Annotated in this window: 19 protein-coding genes; 9 read left to right on the top strand and 10 right to left on the bottom strand. The window is 67.9% G+C overall.

The window, feature by feature from the left end; genetic code table 11:
- Nucleotides 1-23: 23 nt before the first annotated feature.
- The 5 genes from FHS23_RS20090 to FHS23_RS20110 form a co-directional block, all read right to left on the bottom strand.
- Nucleotides 24-698, bottom strand: a complete 675-nt coding sequence (locus FHS23_RS20090; protein ID WP_183658389.1) for an HAD family hydrolase — start codon at nt 696-698, stop codon at nt 24-26.
- Between the two features lie 174 nt (nt 699-872).
- Nucleotides 873-1,280, bottom strand: coding sequence for a J domain-containing protein (locus FHS23_RS20095; protein ID WP_183658392.1), 408 nt, complete (start codon nt 1,278-1,280; stop codon nt 873-875).
- 167 nt (nt 1,281-1,447) lie between these two features.
- A complete protein-coding gene (locus tag FHS23_RS20100) occupies nt 1,448-1,879 on the bottom strand; it encodes an Hsp20/alpha crystallin family protein (protein WP_183658507.1) in 432 nt (143 codons plus the stop codon).
- Nucleotides 1,880-2,525: 646 nt separating this feature from the next.
- Entirely contained in the window at nt 2,526-2,963 is a 438-nt protein-coding gene (locus FHS23_RS20105) for a PPOX class F420-dependent oxidoreductase (protein WP_183658395.1), read from the bottom strand.
- Between the two features lie 86 nt (nt 2,964-3,049).
- On the bottom strand, nt 3,050-4,279 hold the full coding sequence (locus FHS23_RS20110; RefSeq protein ID WP_246382495.1) for a hypothetical protein: 1,230 nt from the start codon (nt 4,277-4,279) through the stop codon (nt 3,050-3,052).
- 164 nt (nt 4,280-4,443) lie between these two features.
- Between FHS23_RS20110 and FHS23_RS20115 the strand changes: the two genes are divergently transcribed.
- On the top strand, nt 4,444-4,905 hold the full coding sequence (locus FHS23_RS20115; protein ID WP_183658397.1) for a hypothetical protein: 462 nt from the start codon (nt 4,444-4,446) through the stop codon (nt 4,903-4,905).
- An 86-nt stretch (nt 4,906-4,991) separates the two neighbouring features.
- A complete protein-coding gene (locus FHS23_RS20120; protein WP_221219862.1) occupies nt 4,992-5,543 on the top strand; it encodes a helix-turn-helix transcriptional regulator in 552 nt (183 codons plus the stop codon).
- 201 nt (nt 5,544-5,744) lie between these two features.
- Here FHS23_RS20120 and FHS23_RS20125 read toward each other — a convergent pair whose 3' ends face one another.
- Together FHS23_RS20125 and FHS23_RS20130 are read right to left on the bottom strand one after the other, a co-directional pair.
- A complete protein-coding gene (locus FHS23_RS20125) occupies nt 5,745-6,308 on the bottom strand; it encodes a DUF305 domain-containing protein (protein ID WP_183658400.1) in 564 nt (187 codons plus the stop codon).
- Between the two features lie 67 nt (nt 6,309-6,375).
- A complete protein-coding gene (locus FHS23_RS20130) occupies nt 6,376-7,779 on the bottom strand; it encodes an LVIVD repeat-containing protein (protein ID WP_183658517.1) in 1,404 nt (467 codons plus the stop codon).
- 778 nt (nt 7,780-8,557) lie between these two features.
- Between FHS23_RS20130 and FHS23_RS20135 the strand changes: the two genes are divergently transcribed.
- The 5 genes from FHS23_RS20135 (at nt 8,558) to FHS23_RS20155 (ending at nt 14,876) form a co-directional block, all read left to right on the top strand.
- Nucleotides 8,558-9,964 (top strand): PepSY-associated TM helix domain-containing protein, encoded by a 1,407-nt coding sequence (locus tag FHS23_RS20135; RefSeq protein WP_183658403.1) that lies wholly within the window; start codon nt 8,558-8,560, stop codon nt 9,962-9,964.
- A 75-nt stretch (nt 9,965-10,039) separates the two neighbouring features.
- Entirely contained in the window at nt 10,040-11,638 is a 1,599-nt protein-coding gene (locus FHS23_RS20140) for a type I 3-dehydroquinate dehydratase (RefSeq protein ID WP_484573309.1), read from the top strand.
- Between the two features lie 30 nt (nt 11,639-11,668).
- Nucleotides 11,669-12,886 carry an acyl-CoA dehydrogenase family protein gene (locus FHS23_RS20145; protein WP_221219864.1) on the top strand — a complete coding sequence of 406 codons (1,218 nt, stop codon included), beginning with the start codon at nt 11,669-11,671 and terminating at the stop codon, nt 12,884-12,886.
- A gap of 106 nt (nt 12,887-12,992) precedes the next feature.
- Nucleotides 12,993-14,246 (top strand): MFS transporter, encoded by a 1,254-nt coding sequence (locus tag FHS23_RS20150; RefSeq protein ID WP_221219865.1) that lies wholly within the window; start codon nt 12,993-12,995, stop codon nt 14,244-14,246.
- 78 nt (nt 14,247-14,324) lie between these two features.
- Entirely contained in the window at nt 14,325-14,876 is a 552-nt protein-coding gene (locus tag FHS23_RS20155) for a Chromate resistance protein ChrB (protein ID WP_183658526.1), read from the top strand.
- Nucleotides 14,877-14,963: 87 nt separating this feature from the next.
- Here FHS23_RS20155 and FHS23_RS20160 read toward each other — a convergent pair whose 3' ends face one another.
- On the bottom strand, nt 14,964-16,967 hold the full coding sequence (locus FHS23_RS20160) for a fatty acid desaturase (RefSeq protein ID WP_183658409.1): 2,004 nt from the start codon (nt 16,965-16,967) through the stop codon (nt 14,964-14,966).
- Nucleotides 16,968-17,046: 79 nt separating this feature from the next.
- Complete coding sequence (locus tag FHS23_RS20165) at nt 17,047-18,315, bottom strand: RsbRD N-terminal domain-containing protein (protein ID WP_221219867.1); 1,269 nt, start codon at nt 18,313-18,315, stop codon at nt 17,047-17,049.
- A gap of 167 nt (nt 18,316-18,482) precedes the next feature.
- Between FHS23_RS20165 and FHS23_RS20170 the strand changes: the two genes are divergently transcribed.
- The gene (locus tag FHS23_RS20170) at nt 18,483-18,935 is read left to right on the top strand and encodes a helix-turn-helix domain containing protein (RefSeq protein ID WP_183658413.1); all 453 of its coding nucleotides are present in this window, start codon (nt 18,483-18,485) and stop codon (nt 18,933-18,935) included.
- 519 nt (nt 18,936-19,454) lie between these two features.
- Nucleotides 19,455-19,817 (top strand): hypothetical protein, encoded by a 363-nt coding sequence (locus tag FHS23_RS20175; RefSeq protein WP_183658416.1) that lies wholly within the window; start codon nt 19,455-19,457, stop codon nt 19,815-19,817.
- A 251-nt stretch (nt 19,818-20,068) separates the two neighbouring features.
- Here the strand turns inward: FHS23_RS20175 and FHS23_RS20180 are convergent, their stop codons facing one another.
- Entirely contained in the window at nt 20,069-20,635 is a 567-nt protein-coding gene (locus FHS23_RS20180) for a TetR/AcrR family transcriptional regulator (protein ID WP_183658419.1), read from the bottom strand.
- Nucleotides 20,636-20,878: the final 243 nt, after the last annotated feature.

Here is a 20,878-nt window from a genome sequence, read left to right on the forward strand (position 1 = left end):
CACCACCGCAGCAAGGTCACTTCCTACTCTGCTGCGAGAACGCGCGGCAGCTCGTCGAGCGAGTCGATGATCCAGTCGGCGCTCTCGGCTACGCGCGGGTCGTCGGCCCACAGGTGTCCCCACGGCCCGCGTCGGATCAGCGCAGCACGCATGCCGGCAGCCTTAGCAGGGTAGAGATCGTTCTCTGGGTGGTCTCCCACGTACACGATCTCGCTCGCGGTGCCGGAGGCTCGGGCGATCACGCGCCGAAAGAACTCGCCGTCAGGTTTGGCAACACCCCACTCGCCGGACGTGGCGATCGCGTCTACAGGCAAGCCGAGTTGGTCAAGCAGTGCTGCGGCCTTGGCTGTCTGGTTACCCGCGATCCCCACCCACAGCCCGGCACGTCGTAGCGCCGCCAGAGCGGACCGCACGTCGGGGTACAGGTCCTCGTCAGCGATCTCTTCCCCAAAACCGGACTGTTCCCGCCGTTGACGTTCGGCGACGAGGTCAAAGTCGGAACGGAAGTAGTTGAAGGTCTCCGCGTTGTTCCGACCGTTCGCGGTCACCGCCCCGAGCACCGCGGAGAACGTGTGCCGGGGTACGCCGAGCCAGTCCGCCCACCGTCCCCATTCCCTCGTGTCATCGAGCAAGGTCTCCCCCACATCGAAGACGACCGAACTGACACGTCCAGACCCGCCATGCGTCAGCTCATCCATGCCCCCAGTATGACGACCGGACACGTCGAGCCGCAGCCGACCATCATCGGCGACCGACCCGTCACTGGTGGGAATACATCCCTGACCACCGCCACGGCACACCGACGAACGGCGTTCTGATGCGAAGGCCGTTGCTCACACGTAGGCTCCGGTGTGCTCCACTGCTCCCGGCAGTCAGTCCGGGTGGCGGCGGACCGGGCCGGCTCGCAGGTCCGGGGTACGTGACCGTGGACCATTGTGGACGCGCACCGGGATGGGCGTTCCGCTCTCGGCGTCACCAGCGCTCGGGCGGGCGCGCTCGTCCTCGCCACACCGGGAACGACGCGGGTCGGACGCGGCACGTCGGCGACGGGCTCGCAGCAGCTCGTAGGCCGCCACGACGGCGGCCAGCTGGTCGGCATCCCCACCCGCGGCACTTGGCCTACCGGTGGCACCGTCGGCATCCGCAGTGTCGTCCCCGCTCGCGGTGTCGGGATGCAGTTGCCGGACGCGACGCCGGTACGCGGCGGTGGTCTCGCGCAGATCGGCGCAAGCGGGAACGCCCAGCACGGCGCAGGGATCGTCGCGGCGATCGCCGCCCATCACCTCACCCCCTTGCCCCGGAACCCGTCGTGTCGTGGCGGCGCATGGCGTGCGTCCTCCGTGCCCGTGACGTCGTGCCGGTCAGGGTCGGACACGTGGCGTCCGGTCCCGGGCGACGGGCAGAGCCGTCGCCCGGGACCGCAAGGAAGAGAGCGCATCGGCTGCGCTCAGGCGTTGATCTCCTTGCGCTCGTCGCCGCCGGTGATGGCGATCTTGCGTGGCTTGGCCTGCTCGGCCACCGGGATCCGCAGCGTCAGCACGCCGGCGTCGTAACTGGCCTGCACCTTGTCGGCGTCGAGCGTGTCCCCGAGGAACAGCTGCCGCGAGAACGTCCCCCGCGGACGCTCGGCGACCTGCACCTCGTCGCCATCGCCGTAGTCCGCGCTGCGCTCGGCCTTGACGGTGAGGACGTTGCGCTCGACGTCCAGGTCGATCGAATCGGCCGAAACGCCGGGCAGGTCGAACTTGACGACGTAGTCGTCCCCGGAACGGAACGCGTCCATCGGCATCGCCGCGGGCCGCGTCGAGGTCCCGTTCTGACCGAAGAACTGCTGCGAGATCCTGTCCAGCTCACGGAACGGGTCCGTCCGCATCAACATGGCCACCAACTACCTCCTTCTCCGGTTGTCACACGCTCGTCGTTACTCACCCCAGCCACCCTCAACGGGCGACTTCAACCTTGACAACGATGGACTCAAGAAAGATGTTCCCGGCGAGCCGCTTCGGGGCGCCTCGACCCAGCCGGAGGCGACCCCTCGCGCCTACGTCGGACCGCCGACCGGCGGCGGGGGCCGCCGGCCCGAGCACGAGAGGACGGACGGGCTCGCGACCACGGCCGCACCCGAAACGCGACCTGACGGTCCGACGTTCTCCCACCGCACATCGCGGCGGATCACGCCGTCGTTGCACGTCGACCTCAGCATCGTGAACCCCTCCGAGACCGCCTCTCGACCGACTCCGGGTCATCCACTGCCTTCACCTGAATTTGTATCGACGACTGAAGGTTCTGTCAAGCCGCAGATGAAGAGAACCTGAGTCGTAACTCGGCCAGCGACAGCGCCGACGCACCCCTCGGGGAAGCCCCGTGCGCTCCGCATCGAGGACTCGCACGCGTTCCAGACCGTCGAGCCCGGCACGCGACCAGGCGTGAAACAGCCCGGACGGCGCGGTGCCACGTGCGTCATCGGTACGCGCCGTGCGACCGAACGCGCCCGAACGCCGAACTCCTCCGACCCGTGTTCGCGTTCAGTCGGCCAGGTCGGCGTGGGCGACGACCTTCGTGATGCGCGCGCGGACGAGCAGTTCACCGGCGACCGCGTTGCGTTTGCCGAAGGATTCGGCGTTCTCCGCCCCCATGTAGCGACCGCCGATCGTGGTCGCCCACGGCAGCATCGCGTCGAGGTCGTCTGACAGCGTCGCCTCGGCGGTGAAGTGCACGTACGAGAACGGCGGGGCCTGGTCGTCGACCGTCATCGACAACCGCGGATCGCGGCGCAACGCCCGGCCCTTGACCGTGTCCGCGCCGGTGTTGAACACGATCTCGTCACCGGCCCCGCTGTCGTGGAGCACGAACCACACCGGCGTGACGTGCGGCGAGCCGTCGTCCCGGACGACGCCGACCTTGCCCGTGCGTGTGCCCTCGCTCGCGAACAGCCACCATTCGTCACGCGTCATCTCGTGCATGCCCCGCAAGCTACCGCCCGCACGGCTTCGCCGCCGGTCGGCGACAAGGCAGGATCGTGCGGCGCGGCCGGATACCGGCGACGCGCTCAGGCCCGCTGCTGCTCCTGTTCGCGCACCTCGTCCCGGCCTCGGCGCCGGGCCCGCTCGCGGTAGCCGTACGCGACCTGGCGCACGACCTCGTCCGACTCCAGCCCGGAACCGACGGCGCCCGCCAGCATGCCCATGCTCGTGAATCCCCACGCCAGTGTCAGATAGACCGTGACATCGGGTGGGGCGCCGAGCGTGCTGGTCAACAGCTCGGGCGGCACGAGGAACTCGGCCAGTCCGAAGTTGACGGCGAACAGCACCGCATACAGCATCACGGTGCCGGTCAGCACCGTCAGCACGGTCGTCGTGTTGTACAGCGGGACGAGCTTGCGGAAGCTGCCCTCACGGTTCTTCGTGCGCTCCCACAGGCCGTGCCCGAGAATCAGCCAGCCCGTGAGGACGGCGATCGACAGGAACGCGCCGAAGACGCGACTGCCGGGCGGGAGCAGGTACCCGATCTGCCAGATCGTGGTGGACGACAGTCCGAAGGCGCTCGTCGCGAGCGCCGCCGCCAGGGCGCTCGACAGGCCGAAGACCACCCGCCACGGACGGTTGGACAGCACCATGCCCCACAGAACGCGGGGCCAGCCGAGGAACCGGCTGAGCGGATAGCGAACCTCGCTGCCGTCGTCGTCGATGTCGGCCCTGGCCACCGCGGGCGACGACTCGGTGACCCGGGCGGTGTCACGCTCCTCCTGGAACAGCTCGCGAACGAGGACCTCCGAGATCTGCCGCAATGGCTTGCGGTGCCGAAAACCGAGGGCCGGCATCGACACGACGGCCAGCCCGCGTTCACGGCTGCATTCCGCCAGCAACGGCCGTGACCGCAGGAGCAGCGGAAGATCCGTCACGCAGATGACGTAGCGCCACCGCTCGTGGTCCCGGTACCGCTCGAGGACGTCGAAGAGTTCGCTCGTCTCGGCCGCGCCCGCGGCGATGGGGTCGGAGACGACCTGCACCTGCCAGTCCTCGCCGGTGCGGTCGCCGAGCCACTGGGTGAGTTCGTCGGCGATGAGGGAACCGGCGTCGACAGGCAGGTCTGGATCCGCGACGACCCCGATGACGGCGACCCGCCCGCCGGGATGTTCGTCCTCCCCGAGACGCTGCTGCGCCTCCGGGTCCTCCTCCGGATCGGTGCCGACATCGCTCGTGTCCTCGGCGGCGGCCTGTTCGTCCTCGGTGTTCGCGGCGGCGTCGTGGTCCGGTGCGGAGTGAGCGGGTTCCGACATGGCGGCACGGTACCCACACCGGGGCGTCGAACCCGGTCAGACCCGCGGAGCGGCGCCGATCGACACCCAGAGAACGGCCCCGTCCGATCGACGACTGACATGACACATTGACATGTCACAGTGATCGGTGTCACAGTGAGGGGAACTCCTCCGTGGAGGTCGTTATGTGGCACACCGTGGTCATCCTCATCCACGCGACCGCTGCCGTCGCCGCACTCGGTCTCGGCATCGCCGCACTCCGCTTTCCGCCGCTGCTGCGCGCGCACACCGCGAGCATCGTGATCATGGCGGCGGCACTCCCCATCGCGATCGCACTCCGTTGGGCGGAGCGGGCGCCGGCGGCCACCGTCATCTTCGCCGCCCTCGCCGTGCTCGGGGTCGTCATGATCGTCCGAGCGGTACTGGCCGAACGGTCCGCGCGCCTCGGCCGCAGCCGGGCCGTGCTGTCCCACATCGGCTTCAACCTGATCGCACTGGTCACCGGGTTCCTGATTCTCCCGGCGATGCGTTCCGGGCTCGGGCCAGTCGCCGTCGTCGCCACCGCGGTCCTCGTGCCGATCGCAGGCAGCACCGCGCTGCACCTGTTCCGGCGGCGACTCCCTACGGACACCGCACCCGCGGAGTGAGCCGATGCCCACCCGCGTACCGCGGTCCGGACCGACCGGGTGACACCGTGCCACGATGACGGCGGTTCGCAGGCGAGGGAGTGAGCGTGACGGTGAGTGCGACGGCGGGGGCCCTGCTCGGTCTCCTCGCGGACAGGCCGATGACGGGCTGGGAACTCGTGGAGGAGGCCGGGAGCCGCGTCGGCAACTTCTGGACGATCCAGCGCAGCCAGGCTTACCGGGAGCTCGCGGCACTGGAACGTGAGGGCCTGTGCGAGTCGACGCAGGAACAGGTGCGGGGACGACGGCGCTATCGCATCACCGATGCCGGGCGGGACGCGTACCTGGAATGGGTCGCGAGCACTCCCCGGGACGAGAACGTGCGCGTGCCGTTCCTGTTGACGGTGGCTTTCGCGGCGGACATCCCACCGGGACGGTTCGCCGAGCTGATCGAGGATCAGCGGCGCCGGCACGCCGAGAAGCTCGAGCGGTACGAGAGTCTCCGCAAGCAGCTCGCCGCGGACGACTCGCCGCGCGCGGGCGGAAGGCGCGCCACACTCGAACTCGGCATCGGCTACGAACGTGCCACCCTCGCCTGGCTGGACGAACTCCCGTCCCACCTGGGCATCGACCTGCCCGACTCGGCGACCGAGACCTGACGCCCCGCGGCGGACCGATCGCCGACGACACCCCTCGTCCCGCCGAGCGAATCTCGGTCGGCCGAGTCCGAACGCGTCGGTCCACTGTGGAATCTTCCGGGTAGGCCCGCGCTCGATGCCGGACGACCCCGACGGAGGCCGTCGAGCCCGCCCACGCGGGTGCCCGGGCCGCCGATGACGGCCCGGGCCGGCGCGCTCACATCACAAGGACTCGCGCATGTCGCGCATGATCGCCAGCTGGGCCTTCTGGGTGGACATCATGTCCTGGGCCATCTGGTTCAACTCCTGATCGCTGCCGTCGAGGATCACGTCCCGCAACATCTCGACCGCACCGTCGTGGTGCGGGATCATCAGGTCCAGGAACATGCGATCGAACTCGGACCCCGAGAGGGTCGCGAGCCGGTCCATCTCCTCCCTGGTGGCCATGCCCATCCGCTCGACCATGTCGGGATTGTCGAGCACGTCCTGGTAGGCGGTCTCCGGCGCGGTGACCGGCAGGCCGTTGCGGCCCTGCCAGCCCTGCATCATCCGGATCTCCAGACCTTGCTCGATGCGGATGCGGTCGGCCAGCGCGGTGAGCTCGGCGTCCGCCGCGCGGTCCGGGGCCAGTTCGGACATGACGATCGCCTGATGGTGGTGCGGGATCATCATGCGGGTGAACTCGGCGTCGACGTCGTTGTACCCCGAGGTGGCCGCACTCGCGGTTCCCGCCCCGAGCAAACCTGCCACCAACACCATCAGTAGCGAGAGTTTCCGCAGGGACATCGCCTGCTCCCTTCCGAACGGTCTGCCGCTGGGCCCGGCGGCAGAACGGGCCCAGCGGCAGAACGGATCACTCGGGGTACGAGTACTGGGTCTGGGGGTTGAGGACGTCCAGGTCGACCTGGTTGGCATGACCCATGCCCGGGCCGGTCACCTTCATGACGTCCAGACCGCGCGTGATGTCGCTGGAGTAGACGTAACCGTTGTAGTAGTACGCCGACCAGGAACCGCCGAGGGTCAGGTTGTTCTCGTCGACCGGGCCGCGGTCGAAGTAACCGATCTCCTTCGGCGCGGTGGTGTCGGTGAAGTCGAAGATCGACACACCGCCCTGGTACCAGGACTGCACGTAGACGTTGCGACCCGGAACGGGAATCAGATTCCCGTTGTGTGCCACGCAGTTCTCGGTGTCCTCCTGGTGACGCGGAATCTTGTAGTAGCTCTGGAACTCGAGTTCGCGGTCGTCCCCGCTGCCGGTGATGCGGTAGATCGCGTTCGCGCCGTGTTTCGGGCCGACCGCTTCGTTGCACGTCGGCGCCCCGCCACCACCGAGCTCATCGGTGAACAGGACGTTCTCGCCGTCATTGGTGAACGTCGCCGAGTGGTAGAACGCGAAGTTCGGGTCGTCCACAGTGGTGATCACCTTCGGCGCGGCGCGGTCGGAGATGTCCATCAGCGCGCCGTCACCCATACAGGCCCCGCCCGCGAGGTCGTGCTCGGGAAAGACCGTGATGTCGTGGCATCCCGCGGTGCCCGCCGCACCGCCGTCCGGGAACAGCACCGGCTCGGCGACGACCTTCGCGTCGGCCGGACGGTCAGCAGGGACGTTGATGATCGAGATCGAGTCGTGCGGCGGCTGACAGTTCGGGAACGCCGGGTCCGGGTTGTACGACGAGACGTAGAGGAACACGTCCTCGCTGTTGTTGTCCGGAACCATGGTGTGGGTGTGCGAACCGCAGCTGGTCTTGATGCCCTTAAGGTAGCGCGGGTTCGCCTTGTCCCTGATGTCGAAGACCCGCATGCCTTCCCAGGAGTTCGGATCCTCGTAGGAACCCTGTTCGCTCTGGCAGGTGTCGTCGGTGCGCGCGTAGTCCACCGACATGAACAGCAGACTGCCGTCCGGGCTCACCGACACGTCCCCCTGCCCGCCCGGGCAGTGCACCTGGGTGACCGTCCTCGGCTTGTGCGGCTTGGAGATGTCGTAGACGGTGAAACCGTCGTAGGCGCCCTGGATGGCGTAGTTCTGATAGAAGGCCAGGTCGCTGTGCGTGGACTCCTCCAGCGGCCCCTGCCGCGGCACGTTGGCCACCGGGTGGACGTTGTTGCTGTGCTGCACGTCGTCACCGGACTGGCGCATGCCGCCATCCACCGGCTCTGCGGCGGCCTGCGGCACGGTCAGTGCCAGGCCGGTGACGGCAGCAGCCAAGCCGAGTGCGAGCGGCCTTCGGGATCTCCGTCGGCCACAAAATTTCAGCATGTCGGTCAACCTCCCTGAAATCCTTCACTCAGGACCTGCCGGACGAGTGGGACGATCCCGAGATTTCCGGCGAGGATCGTTACACGCCGGAAGCGCTTTCGGACAGTGCGTGACCGGCTGATTGGGGCCTTCGCACGAGGCGCCACCGCCGGGTGCCGCAACGTCGCCTAGGCCGAATGCACTCAACCGGGGTGGCTCGCCGAACCGGAGAACGACGACCTCCGTCACCCGACTGTGTTGCCGCAGGGCGAGCGAGGCGGTACCGGACGGACCTGCCCCGGAAGCTCCGGTTCGGTCCCGGGATGACGCGCCGGGGACGGCGCCGGACGGCCTTCAGCTCGGGATCTTCGAGCCGGTATGTCCAAAAACGTCGTCGATGACCATTTCCACGTCCGCTTGCGCCGAATTCGCTCGAGCACGAGGAACCGCCGCATCATCCCGACGACGACCGCCTCACCGCTCTCGCGCGCGAGCAGCAAAAATAGGAAACGGCACGCGTGAAAACTAACCGTGGTTACAATTCTTCGCTATCTGCCGTTCCGACGAGCGCACGGACTCGGAAACCACTGCGCGAATCCCGTCCGTTGAGCAAACCCTTCCGGCCGTCACAACCGAAAAACCTTCGGTCACCAGAACATTGATACCGCCGCAGCAGTGGATCAACATCTTCTCGGTAGAAGACGAGCAACGACGATGTGGGCTCACAATTGGTGTCGCAGTTCCGGAAACCGCCGGCACATTGTGAGTCGTTCCGCCCTGGTCACTTATTGGGAGTCCCATGCAAAAGCGCACCACGGACGGTTCGCCGGCGACGCGCGAGGAACCACCGATCGCCTCGGGCACCGTTTCCCACGACGACCCGAACACCGCGAGGCCGCGTTCAGGACTGGGGCTCCTTGCGCGGCGGATACATTTCCTGGCCGGTTTCGCGGTTGCGCCCTTCCTGGCCGTCATGTGCCTCACCGGACTCGCCAACGCGTTCACCCCGCAGATCGTCGACACAGTGCACCAGCAAGAACTGTTCGTCGACACCGACACCGGAGCACCCCGGCCCGTGTCGGACCAGGTCGCCGCGGCCCTGGCAGCTCATCCGGAGGGGACGGTCAAGGCGGTCATCCCACCCCCTGACGAGGACCGCACCACCAGGGTCGTCATGTCGATGCCCGGCCTACCGGACGTCGACGAGTTCGCTGACGAAGACCTCACCGTCTACGTGAACCCGAACACCAACCGCGTGCAAGGCGAGCTCATCACTGTCAAGGATCGCCCGCCGGCACAGGCGTGGCTACGACACTCCCACGGCAACCTCCACCTCGGCCCTCCCGGAAGGTTGTACTCCGAATTCGCGACCACCTGGCTCCCGGTGATCGTGGCCTGCGGGCTCGCACTGTGGGTCGCACAGCGACGCTCCGATGGAACGAGCGGTCTGTTCACCCGGTCGCGCCGATCGTCGTCCACATACGCCCGGCTGCGGGGCCTGCACGGCTCGCTGGGGCTGTTACTCAGCCTCGGGATCGTCGCACTCGCCGTCACAGGTTTCTCGCAATCCAACTACGTGGGCGACCGCGTGGACCAGCTGCTCGAGAGCGTCGGCTCCTCCGAACCACAGCTCGAAGCCGAGAAAGTCCCCCTATCGCCGGGCGAGGAGCAGATCGGCGTCGACCGCGTGGTCGAGACCGCCGAGGCCGAAGGCATGCGCGGAGAGCTGACCATCACCGCGCCCGCCGAACCGGGAGCGGTGTGGGAAGTCGCCGAGACCGCCACGGGGTGGCCGATCCGGAAGGACAGCATCGCCGTCGATCCTCACACCGGCCAGGTGATCGAACGTGTGACCTTCGACGACTACCCGTTTCTCGCGAAGCTCAACGTTCTCGGCGTCCAAGCGCACGACGGCACACTGTTCGGCATCGTCAATCAGGTCGTCGTCTCACTGCTGGCGCTCGGCACCCTGGTGCTGATCGCGCTCGCCTACCGGATGTGGTGGAACCGGCGTCCCCGCCATGCGTTGTGGCCGCCCACCCCTGCGCCGGTCTGGCGCAGTCTCTCGAAGGCGCAACTGCTCACAGTGGTGATCGCCTGCGCGATCCTGGCCTGGGCCATGCCCGTCCTCGGCGTGACTCTGATCGGGTTCGTCGTCCTCGACACCGTCATCAACACCGTGAAGCGCCGGCGAACGAGAACCTGAAACCGGCATCTCCTCGCACGAGTCGATGTGGCCGGAAGCTCAGTCCCACACGGTGGCGACCGCGTCACCGCGGAAATGCCGTCGACTCCGCACCATACCTGCACGCCCGACCGATTCCGCTGTTCACACAACCGGGAGGCGACGTTGCTTCGCACCGATAGTTCAGAACCGCCGTGGACCAGTGCTGCGGTCAACGCAGTTGTCACCGAGCCGCTGTCTCACGATGCCGTCGAGTTGGACGCACTACGACACCAGGCCGATCTGGTCGAAGTCCGAGCCGACCTCGTCGGCGATCCGGCCGCGGCACGGCTGCGGGAGCGTTTCGGCGGTCGATTGGTGTACTCCCTTCGCAGCCGGGACCAGGGCGGCAAATTCGACGGCTCTGCCGAGCAGCGGCAAGCCCGGCTGCTCGCCGCTGCCGAGCACTACGACGTGGTCGACCTGGAAGCCGACCACGACCTGGTCCCGGCCTTGCTGAATCGCATTCCGGCTCCACAGCGCCGCATCTCCTGGCACGGAACCACCGCCGGACACGCCGTGCTGCACGAGCGCTTCGATCGTATGGCGAACGTCGGCGCCGGCCTCTATCTACTCACGACCGAGGTGTCACGCGCCGAACAGGCGTTGGCGCCGCTGCGTTTTCTCCACGACATCGGGCGATCGGATGTCACGGCGTTCGGGACCGGATCCGCCGGCTTCTGGAGTCGCATGCTGGCTCCCCGGCTCGGTGCGCCCGTCGTCTTCGGCAGCTTGTGCGACGATGGGGCCGACGTGCCCACCGTCGACCGACTCGTGGCGGACTACGGCTTCCCGTGCCTTCCTCCCCTACGCGCCGTTTACGGCATCATCGGTCGTTCGGTCCTGAAATCGGTGTCGCCACGCGTGCACAACACCGGCTATCGCGCGCTCGACATCCCGGCGCTGTATCTCCCGTTCCAGGTCGACGATTTCGCCTCCTTCTGGAGCGAAGTCGCCGAATCGGGTCTCCCGGAGATCGGTCTTCCCCTGCAGGCCGCCACCGTGGTTTCGCCGCACAAGGAGGCGGCACTCACGACGGCGCGAACGACCAGCCACGCAGCGCGCACGTCGGGAGCGGCGAACTCGCTCGTCCGCAGAGGAAGCACCTGGCGTGCCGATACGTCCAACAGTCCCGCGATCAGCAAGGCGTTGGAGAGTTTCGGCATACCCGTATCCGGTCGCAAGGCCGCCGTGATCGGTTGTGGCGGTGCCGGGCGTGCCGCCGCACTCGCGCTGGCCGCGAGCGGTGCCGACACGGTGCTCGTCAACCGCGATCCCCATCGCGGCCGGGCCGTCGCCGACGCGCTCGGCTTCGACTTCACACCCCTCGACGTGTTCCGCGCGGACGGGTACTCGGTGATCGTGCATGCCACACCGGTGACCGACCACGTGCCGTTCCGGCTCGACCTTCCCGACGACGCCGCCGTCGTCGACATGGTCTACACCTCCGAGGAAACGGCGATCGTCACCGCCGCCCGCGATCGCGGACTCGCCGTCATCGACGGATGGGACGTGCTGCTCGCCGACGCCGGTTGCCAGTTCACCTTCATGACCGGCCAACACCTCCCCACCGAACAGACCCGCGCGCTGCTGCACGCCGCACGTGTCGCGCGGCGTGACCGGCCGACCCCGGCACCACTGACCGCCCGAAAGTGACCACCCGAAAGCCCGAAGGAAGGATCACGCGTGAACCTCGCGATCTCGGAATCGACGTGGCTGCAGAGCCTCGGCCCGCACAGCCACGAACTGCTCGAACAGGTCGGCGACGTCGCCAGGGAGTGCGCCAAGCGCGCGGACGAGCACGACCGGGCCGGCACCTTTCCCGACAAGGACTTCGACGACCTGGCCGCCGCAGGCTTGAACGCTGCCACCGTCCCACGTGAACACGGCGGGCTGGGGCTCGGACCGTTGAACGGTGACACGCTCACGTTGTGGCTGATGACCAAGGAACTGGCCAAGGCCGACCTCTCACTGGGCCGATGCTGGGAGGGGCATACCAACTCGCTCGTGCTCCTCCACGCGCTGGCGTCCGAACAGCAACAGGAGCGCTGGTTCGACGGCATCGTCCACCGGGGCCAGAAGTGGGTGGCGTGGAGCGGCGAGCCGCAAGCGCGAAAGCCCGGTGAAGGTACCCGGTTCGGCACGAGCATCACCGCCGTCGAGGGCGGATGGGTGCTGGACGGGACGAAGGCGTTCGCGACGAGCTCGACCGGCGCGGACTGGGCCCTCCTACTGGTCAACACCGCGGGGCCGGGTGGTGCCAGACACGCGGATGCTCCGCCCGAGGGGCTGCTTCTGCTGGCATGCGACCTCTCCGATCCCACCGTCACCGTTGACGAATCGTGGTGGGACCCGATCGGCATGCGTGCGACGGCGAGTCACGTGGTGGAGTTCGACGAGACGTTCCTGCCCGAGGAGAACCTCATCGGAACCCCCGGCGCCTACCTGCACCAGGGCTGGCAGAGCGCCTTCACCCCGCACTACGCGGCCAGCTTCCTCGGCGCGGCAGAAGGCGCCTTCGACTACGCGCTCGATTACCTCGCCCGCCAGAACAAGACCGCAGATCCCTACGTCCAGCAACGCGCCGGTTCCATGAAGGTCAACATCGAAACCTCGCACCTGTGGCTCGCCCACGTCGCACGGCTCTGGGACAGCGGCCACCGCGCCGGAGCGCAGCGCGCCGGGAACAGCGCCCGCCACCTGGTGGAACATCTCGCGCTGGAAACGGTCGACCACTGCGTGCGCGCCTGCGGGGCGCGCAGCCTCGTGCGTCCCAGCCCGGTGGAACGGATCCTGCGCGACCTCACCTTCTACGCACGCCACGACAACGACGATCACGTCCTCGCCACGATCGGACGCGCCGCACTCGGCGAAACCCACGACTCCTCGTTCTTCAAGCCCTGACCTGCCACCACCACGCACCGGAGTTCTCGTGTCGATCGGCGTCAATCCGTCCACTTCAGCGCGGGCGAGGAAGGGACTCCGAGGTTCGGCCGGCTACCGGGGCCGAGTGATCGTCTCGGCCTCGGTGGCGCTGGCCATGACCGCTCCGGGGCAGACCGCGGCCATCTCACTGTTCGTCGACCCGCTGAGCACATCGCTGCACGTGTCCCGGTCGTCAGTGGCCGTGGCCTACTCGATCGGCTCACTGGCCGGTGCTCTGGTGGTTCCGCTGCTGGGCAAGCTGCTGGATCGCTTCGGCGCACGCCGCGCCATGGTGACCGTCGGTCTCTGCTTCGGTGTGGTCCTGCTTGCGGCCGGGACCATCACCGAGTTCGTCGGCCTGACCGCGGCCTTCGTCGGCATCCGCGTCGGCGGGCAGGGAGCGCTGAGCCTCGTGGCCACCACCGTGGTGACCATGTACATGCAACGATACAAAGGCCTGGCTACAGGGATCGTCTCGGCGATCGGCACCTCTGCGATCTCGCTCGCGCCGTTGGCCCTCGAGCGACTGATCGACGACCTCGGCTGGCGCACCGTCTGGCAGTTGGAGGGGTTGGTCGTTCTCGCGATCACCGTGCCGGTGGCCCTGTTCGTCCTTCCGCGACGCGCGCGCTCCGACGGGGAGTCCGCAACGGACGTCAGCCCGGCCGAACCCGGCTCGGGACACGACATCGGCTCCGGGACGGCGGACCGGGAACGCGGACACTCCACCGATTGGACGTTGCGGGACGCGAGCCGGACGCCCGTGTTCTGGGTCGTCGTCAGCGGTGGAGGCGTGTGCAGCCTGATCACCACGGCACTGATGTTTCATCAGGTTTCCCTGCTGGGGGAACGTGGCCTGAGTACGACCGAAGCGGCCGCGAACTTCGTCCCGCAACTGGTCGCCGGACTGCTCGCCAGTCTCCTCGTGGGCTGGGCGGCCGATCACATCGGCGACCGTGCACTCGTCATCGCCATCATGACGGTGCTCGCGCTCACCACACTCACCGCCGGATGGGTACGACCGGGCTGGACGGCCGTCGCTTACGGCGTGGCGCTCGGCGCCTGCACCGGTGGGGTGCGCACACTGAAGGGAGTCGCCTTCGGCGACTGCTTCGGGCTCGGACACCTCGGAACTCTGCGCGGTGCGGTGCATTCGGTCGTCATCGGCGCGTCCGCACTCGGCCCCCTCGTACTCGCGCTGGGCAGAACGTGGTCGGATTCCTACCAAGAAGTGCTGGCCGTCCTGTGCGTACTGCCCGTCCTGGTCGCCGCGGCGGCGTGCGCAGTCGGGCGGTCCCGCCGCGCCCGGTGGCGGGGCCACGCTGCCGACCCGTTGTAAAGAAGGGTCGGGACCGCTTCCCGCGCCGACGGACATCCCGTCGTTCGGGACCGTACTGGCACGCTGGAGGGTGTGACCATGGACTTCTCCGACCACGAGACCGGCCACGGGTGGCTACTGCTCGTCTACCGCGTGCCCCGCGAACCCACGCGGTTGCGCGCGAGCGTGTGGCGGAAGCTGAAGAGTACCGGCGCCGTCTACCTGCAGAACTCGGTGGCAGTGCTGCCGGAGTCACCGACCCACGAACGATCGCTGCGTTCGTTGCGTAAACACATCGAGGAGCTGGGTGGCTCGGCACAGCTCATGCGCTGCGACGTGCTGGCCGGCAATCCTGATGTCGTCGCGACCTACAACGCCGCGCGGGATGAGGAGTACGAGGAGATCATCGACCGTTGTCGCGGATTCCAGGCCGAGATCGAGAAGGAGACGACGGCCGAGAAGTTCACCTACGCGGAGCTGGAGGAGAACGACGAGGACCTCACCAAGCTCCGGCGTTGGTTCGAGAAGGTCCGGCTCCGGGACTCGCTCGGCGCGGACCGCAGGGCCGAGGCCGAGACGGCCTTGCAGGACTGTGTCGCAGCGCTCGACGTCTTCGCCAACAAGGTCTACCTCGCCGAGGACGGTCCATGAGCGCGTGACCCTCGCCGAACCGTCCGACCCGCCCTCCGCCCGATGCACCGGTGACGATCGCGACCGCCCCGGGGTGCGCAGGAGGCATCAGTGGTCGTAGTCGACCGCGACCGACGGGGTCGTCGGACGGGACTGGCAGGTGAGCGCGCGGCCGGCCTCGACGTCAGCCGAGGACAGGGCGAAGTTCTGTTCCATCTGCACCGACCCCGACAGCACCTTCGCCTTGCAGGTACCGCAGGCACCGCCGAGGCAGGCGTACGGCGCGTCCAGCCCGGCCTTCAGAGCGGACTCGAGGACGGTGTCTCCGGCTTGGAGCGACACCTCGTGCTGACGACCGCGCAGGGTCACGGACACCTCGGCGCCGTCGAAGCCCTCCGAGTCCGTGGGCTTCCGGTAGCCGTGGAAGAGCTCGACGTGCACGTGGTCCGGCTCCGCCCCTCGTTCGAGGAGCAGGTCGCGCAGGTCGGTCACCAGCTCGACAGGACCGCACAGGAACCACTCGTCCACGGTGCTCGTCGGCAGGTCGGAACCGAGCCACCCTTCGAGCTTCCGGCGGTCGATGCGGCCGCGGAGGTGTGCCGGGTGGCTCGGCTCACCGGAGCGCACGTGGAGGATCCGGAGCCGGTCGGCGTAGCGCGCCTCAAGGTCCTCCAGCTCGGCGCGGAACATCGTGCTCTCGGCGTCCCGGTTGCCGTAGATCAGGGTGAAGCGGCTCTCGGTCTCGACGGCGAGTGTCGTCCGCAGGATCGACAGGATCGGGGTGATTCCGCTCCCGGCGGCGATCGCCACGTAGGTCTTCCTCGCAAGCGGATCGAGCGGCGTACCGAACGAGCCGGTCGGGGTCATCAGCTCGAGCGTGTCCCCCGCCCGGAGCCGCTCCAGCGCGAACGTGGAGAAGGCGCCGCCGGGGAGGTGCTTCACGGCGATCTCCAGCATGTCGGAGGTTGCTGCGGAGCAGATGGAGTAGTTGCGGCGCACCCCTTCGCCGCCGAGATCGGTCCGGACCGTGACGTGCTGCCCGGGTTCGAACGAGAACTCGTCGCGCAGCTGGTCCGGTACGTCGAAACGGATCAGCACGCTGTCGGCGGTCAGCCGATCGACGCCGGCGACCGGTACCGGGTGGAACTCCGCTGCCGGCGCCGAAGACCGCTGCGGCACCCGCACCGGAAGCAGCCGGCCCAGCTTGCCGTTCAGCCGCTTCCACTCGCGGTACTCGTCCGCGTCCAGCTGCCGGCCGAACACCGTGCCGATCGCGGCGTCACGCTCGAGGTAGGCCTCCTCGTTGTGCCGCCAGGCCGCGACGTAGCGGTAGAACGGGATCGAGGGGTGCAGGTGGTGCACGAGATGGTAGTTCTGCGAGAGCAGCAGCGGCGTGAGGATCCACTCGGAGCCGACCCGGTTGCGGGTGGCGCGGTAGCGGTTCTCCTGCTGAGTGTCGTCGAGGTCGTGGTGGGGCAGCCAATCGAACCACCACGCCAGGACGAACATGGCGACCCGCTCGGGGATCAGGTAGAGCACAGCCAAGGTCCACAGGTGACCGGTCAGCGCGCACGCGACGATCACGGCGACACTCGAGACCATCAACAGCGACGTCTCCACCACCTCTGCCCGGGGACGGCGCTTCGCGTTGCGCACCAGGAAGGTCAGGTACGGAACGTCCATCAGCGGGAACCGGATGGGGACCTGCCACCACGGCGCGCCGCTGACGAAGTGGTCCGGATCGTTGTCGTCGTCGTTGGTGTTGCGGTGGTGCTCGATGTGGATGAAGGCGAAGGACTTGAACGAGATCAGCGACGACACGAAGAGCATCGCGACCCGGCCGAAGGCCACGTTGACCCAGCGGTGCGTGCTGATCGAGTAGTGCGCTGCGTCGTGCAACACAGTGAACAGCACGAAGATCGCCGTCGCGCTGAGCAGGATCGTCAGCGGCTCCGCGAGCGCGCCGGCCAACGCGGCCCAGCTGGAGAAGGCGAAGAGTGCAAGCGCTCCGCAGAAGATGGCCACGATGGGCCACGAGATCGTCGGAACCTTCTCGCCCGGATCAGGGAGCGCGCGACGAGAAGCGGCGGGTTGCTCCGTGGTTGCTGACATAGCCGGCAAGGTACGAACCAGGACCCGAACCCCGCGAGGGGTGCCGAGCCCATGCCCATGTGCGGGCAGCACATCGCGATCAGGACTGGTCCGGCACCGGCGCGAGCACCGTCCGACCGAGGACCTGAGCCAGGTACAAGGCCGCGTGCAGTTCGGCGACACGCTCGTTCGCCGGACGGCCGCGTCGTTCCTCGGCCCGCCGCATCCGCTGCAGCACGGTGTTGCGATGCACCCCGAGCGCCTCGGCTGCCGCAGCCAGCCCGCCCTGCGCATCGAGGACGGCGAGCAGCGCCCGTCGCTCCTCGTCCGCCCGCTGGCCCACGACCGCCAGGCCACCGAGCTCGGCGGCGACGAACGACCGTGCCAGGTCCAGATCGCCGCTCATCGTGTCCACGAGCGCGATCTCGGCGTACGACGTGACCGATGCCGAGCGCCCACCCAGCTCGACGATCCGCCGGCCGCGCTGCGCCTGGACATGGGAGTCCCGGAAGCCCGCGGCACCCTGTGCGGGCATGCCTACTGTGACCCGGACCGGTTCCGGGACCTGCCCGGCCAGCGACCTCAGGTCGCTCACCGTGACGCCAGGGGCGCCGGGCGTGGAGGCCCATCCCCAGAGTGCCCGGGCACCGTCCGGGACGAGCAGCGGATGAGACGAGCCGAGGTGCGCACCGACCGCCGCACCCACACGCGCGAGGTCGACATCATCGCGGTCGGTGAAGCAGACGAAGCCCGTCTGCCATCCGGTGAGCCGGTGGGACAAGGTGCGCTCGGCGCGACGCAGGTCGACCCGTTCGCCCGCGATCAACGCGCGCACCGCATCCGTCCGGGCGGCCCGCGCTCGAGTCTGGATACGGTCGAGCTCGGCGACGTATTCGGTGGCCACCTCGCCGGAGATGCGGTCGATGTACGCGAAGGCGTAGCGCTGCAAACTGTCCAGGACCTCGACCGCAAGGCCCGCACCCGACACGAACTCGGTGATCCCGGCCAGAATGCGCTCGGTGAAGTAGGCGTGGCCCATCCGGTAGAAGCGCAGCATGACGTCGACGCTGTAGCCGCGGGCCGCCATGGCGCGGGCGTGCTCAAGCGCTGTGACCGGTGCTGCCGCGGCGCTCACGTCGATGCCGTGCCGCACCATCGAGAGCGCCGCTTCGAGATTCGAGGAGCACGACCCCAGGGTCAAGCCACGGAGCTCCTCGTCGGCGCTGGCCTCAGGGACTCGTTCGACGATGTAGGCGAGCATGTCGTCGGCATGCGACGTCACGTTCCCCAACAGCTCGGTTGCAGTGCGGCGCAACTCGACCATCACCGTCTCGGGAAGGTCTGCCCCCTCCCCTGTGCTCGCACCCATGGTCGGATACTAACGAGCGTTCCGGACGTCCAGTCCACCGTCAGCGCATGGGGCCGGGGGACTGTGCCTGAGGACTGCGCACCCTGGAGACACGACAAGGATCGAACACAGCGAGGATCAAACACAGCGAAGGCGCACCCCGCCGTGCAGGATGCGCCTTCGCTCGAGTGGAGGTTGAGGGAGCTTACTCGAACACAAACGAGCAGGTCAGCGCACTGGAAACGCTGCGGCAGCAGCTGCCTGATCTCGAAGCTCCTCTCCAACCAACGCCGAAGCGGCAACCTCCGAGCCGCGCCAAGCAGCTCGACGCCGAGCACGTACAGGAACTCATCGAGGGCTACCGCTCAGGCGCAACCGTCTACGAACTCGGCAATCAATTCGGCATCGAGCGCCGAACCGTGTCCGCGATCCTGCACCGCCACAAGGTTCCGATGCGCCGCCGCGGCCTGTCCACCGAACAGATCGACCAAGCCATCCAGCTCTACAACCAAGGATGGTCGCTAGCCCGCATCGGCGACCGCATGAACGTCGCCGACGGCACCGTCCGCCAACGCCTGCGCGAACGCGGCGTCACGATGCGCGACACCCACGGGCAACCGCGGGTGGGTGACGCCCGATGAACAGCCCGACGACCACAACGCCCCCATCCCACGACCGGAAGTTCATCGACGCCGCCGGGCCGCTGCCGGTGCACCTGCCACGCCGACGACACCACCGCTCGACGTCTGGAAGCCGCTCCGCACGGCAAGACCGAGGCCTGGCACGTGCTCGACGCCGCGCCCGGCGCCACGGCGTTGTGCGGGGTCCGCGAGGGGGTCGATGTCGACCAGCTGCGCGCCGCGCTGCTCGAGCAGGACTTCGATGCGGTCATGTGCCGGCTGCCCGTACGAGCCGGGGAGATGATGTACGTACCCGGCGGAACGCTGCAACTTCGGCCCGGACACCCTGGTCTACGAGATCGAACAGACCTCCGATGTCCAACAGCACGCGATGCGCTGGCGCATGCAAGACGGCGCGACTCTGTCCGATCAGCAGTGGCGAGCCAACATCGAGGCGCTGCTCGACGAGTGGAACCCCGCGCCACACCCGCCGTTCCGACCCGGGCTCGCCGTGCCCCTCACCGATGGGTCGTTCGGGTTGTGCTGTGCGCCGGGCCCTACTTCGCGCTCGAACGCTGGGCGATCGCGGCGGCGAACACGGCGCGGATCGCAGTCGACACCGCCACCGTGCTGTCCAACGTCGGCGCCCCAGCCAGGCTGCACGCATGCGACGACGCGACGGACAGCCCGAACGATCACAAGCAGACGTTGGGACGGGCGCGGACAGTGCTGCTGCCCGCCGCGATGGGATCGGTCGACATCGAGGGCCCAGCCGATGTCCTCGCCGGCTACCGACCCGACCTCAAAACCGACATCCGCGTACCACTGCACGCCGCCGGCCACTCCAGCGCAGCCATCGCAGCACTGGGAGAAGGCATCGACGACAGCGTTCATCACCTCTGACGCCGACCGCCTGCCCGACACCAACCAGGGCCCCGGACGCCCACTGAGGCTTTCCCAACTTGACATGGACGTGTTGGGATGCAAGGGCTTTCGAAGTTGGTTGGTTGATCGTGCCGGGGTGGTCGGTGATGGGTATGCGTGAAGCCCGAGCAAAAGGGCCGTCGACCAAGATCATTCCGATGCCACTAGAAGCTTCGTATGAAGAAGCAGGGCGCGGCATACGTGACCCGCGACGGGACCCTCGTGACTTCCTAGATTGCGTTCATCTTCGCCTCGGCTACACGGTGCAGGCGATCGGCAGTGATCTTGCAGAGTTGGCCAGTGGTGGCCTCGTCGATGCCGTGGGTGATTGCGCCTTCGAGGATGAAGGTCGCGGCAGCGAATTCCGCGGTGCGGTGCTCGGCGGCCAGGGGACCGGCGAGTTGTCGCTCGAAGAGGTTCTCGAAGCTCTGATGGAAGCCGGTATGCCACTCACGGACGGACGCCGAGACGGCGACCCTGTTATGCACCGTGGCGACCAGGTGCTTGACCGGCCGGAGCCTCTCGATCAACCAGAGAAACTGATCGGCGAGCGGCCGGTCTGCTAGCGAGGCGTGCTCGCGCAGTAGCGCTTGGAGATACCGGTCGGCGACGGCTACGAGCAGTTCGTCCTTGTCGTGGAAGTACCAGTAGAGCGTGTTCGGGGCGACACCGGCGTGCTGGGCGAGTCGGCTCATTGAGGTGGCCTCGTAGCCGTCGAGCACCAACAGTTGCGCTGCAGCGGCCAGTAGCTCGTCGCGTTTCTGCTCCTTGGGGACCGGACGGCGGTTGCGAGCCATACCGGCATCTTGGCAGGTATTCAAGAACACGCCAACCTGGCTTCTCTGCTTCGCGAAGGGGCGGGAGGGCCCCGCGCCGGTTTCGCGTCACGCGCGTCGCACCTTCCACGTCCGGCACTTACTGCCGCCAATACCGGGCGCAGGTGCCGAGTGGACCACTTCTTGACTTCCATTCAAGAGAGTCGTAACCTCGCGATCGATCTTGAATGGTAATCAAGAGACGGTAGGGGCCGTTGAGGAGGA

Origin of the sequence: Prauserella isguenensis, assembly GCF_014191605.1 — a bacterium.
GTDB lineage: Bacteria > Actinomycetota > Actinomycetes > Mycobacteriales > Pseudonocardiaceae > Prauserella > Prauserella isguenensis.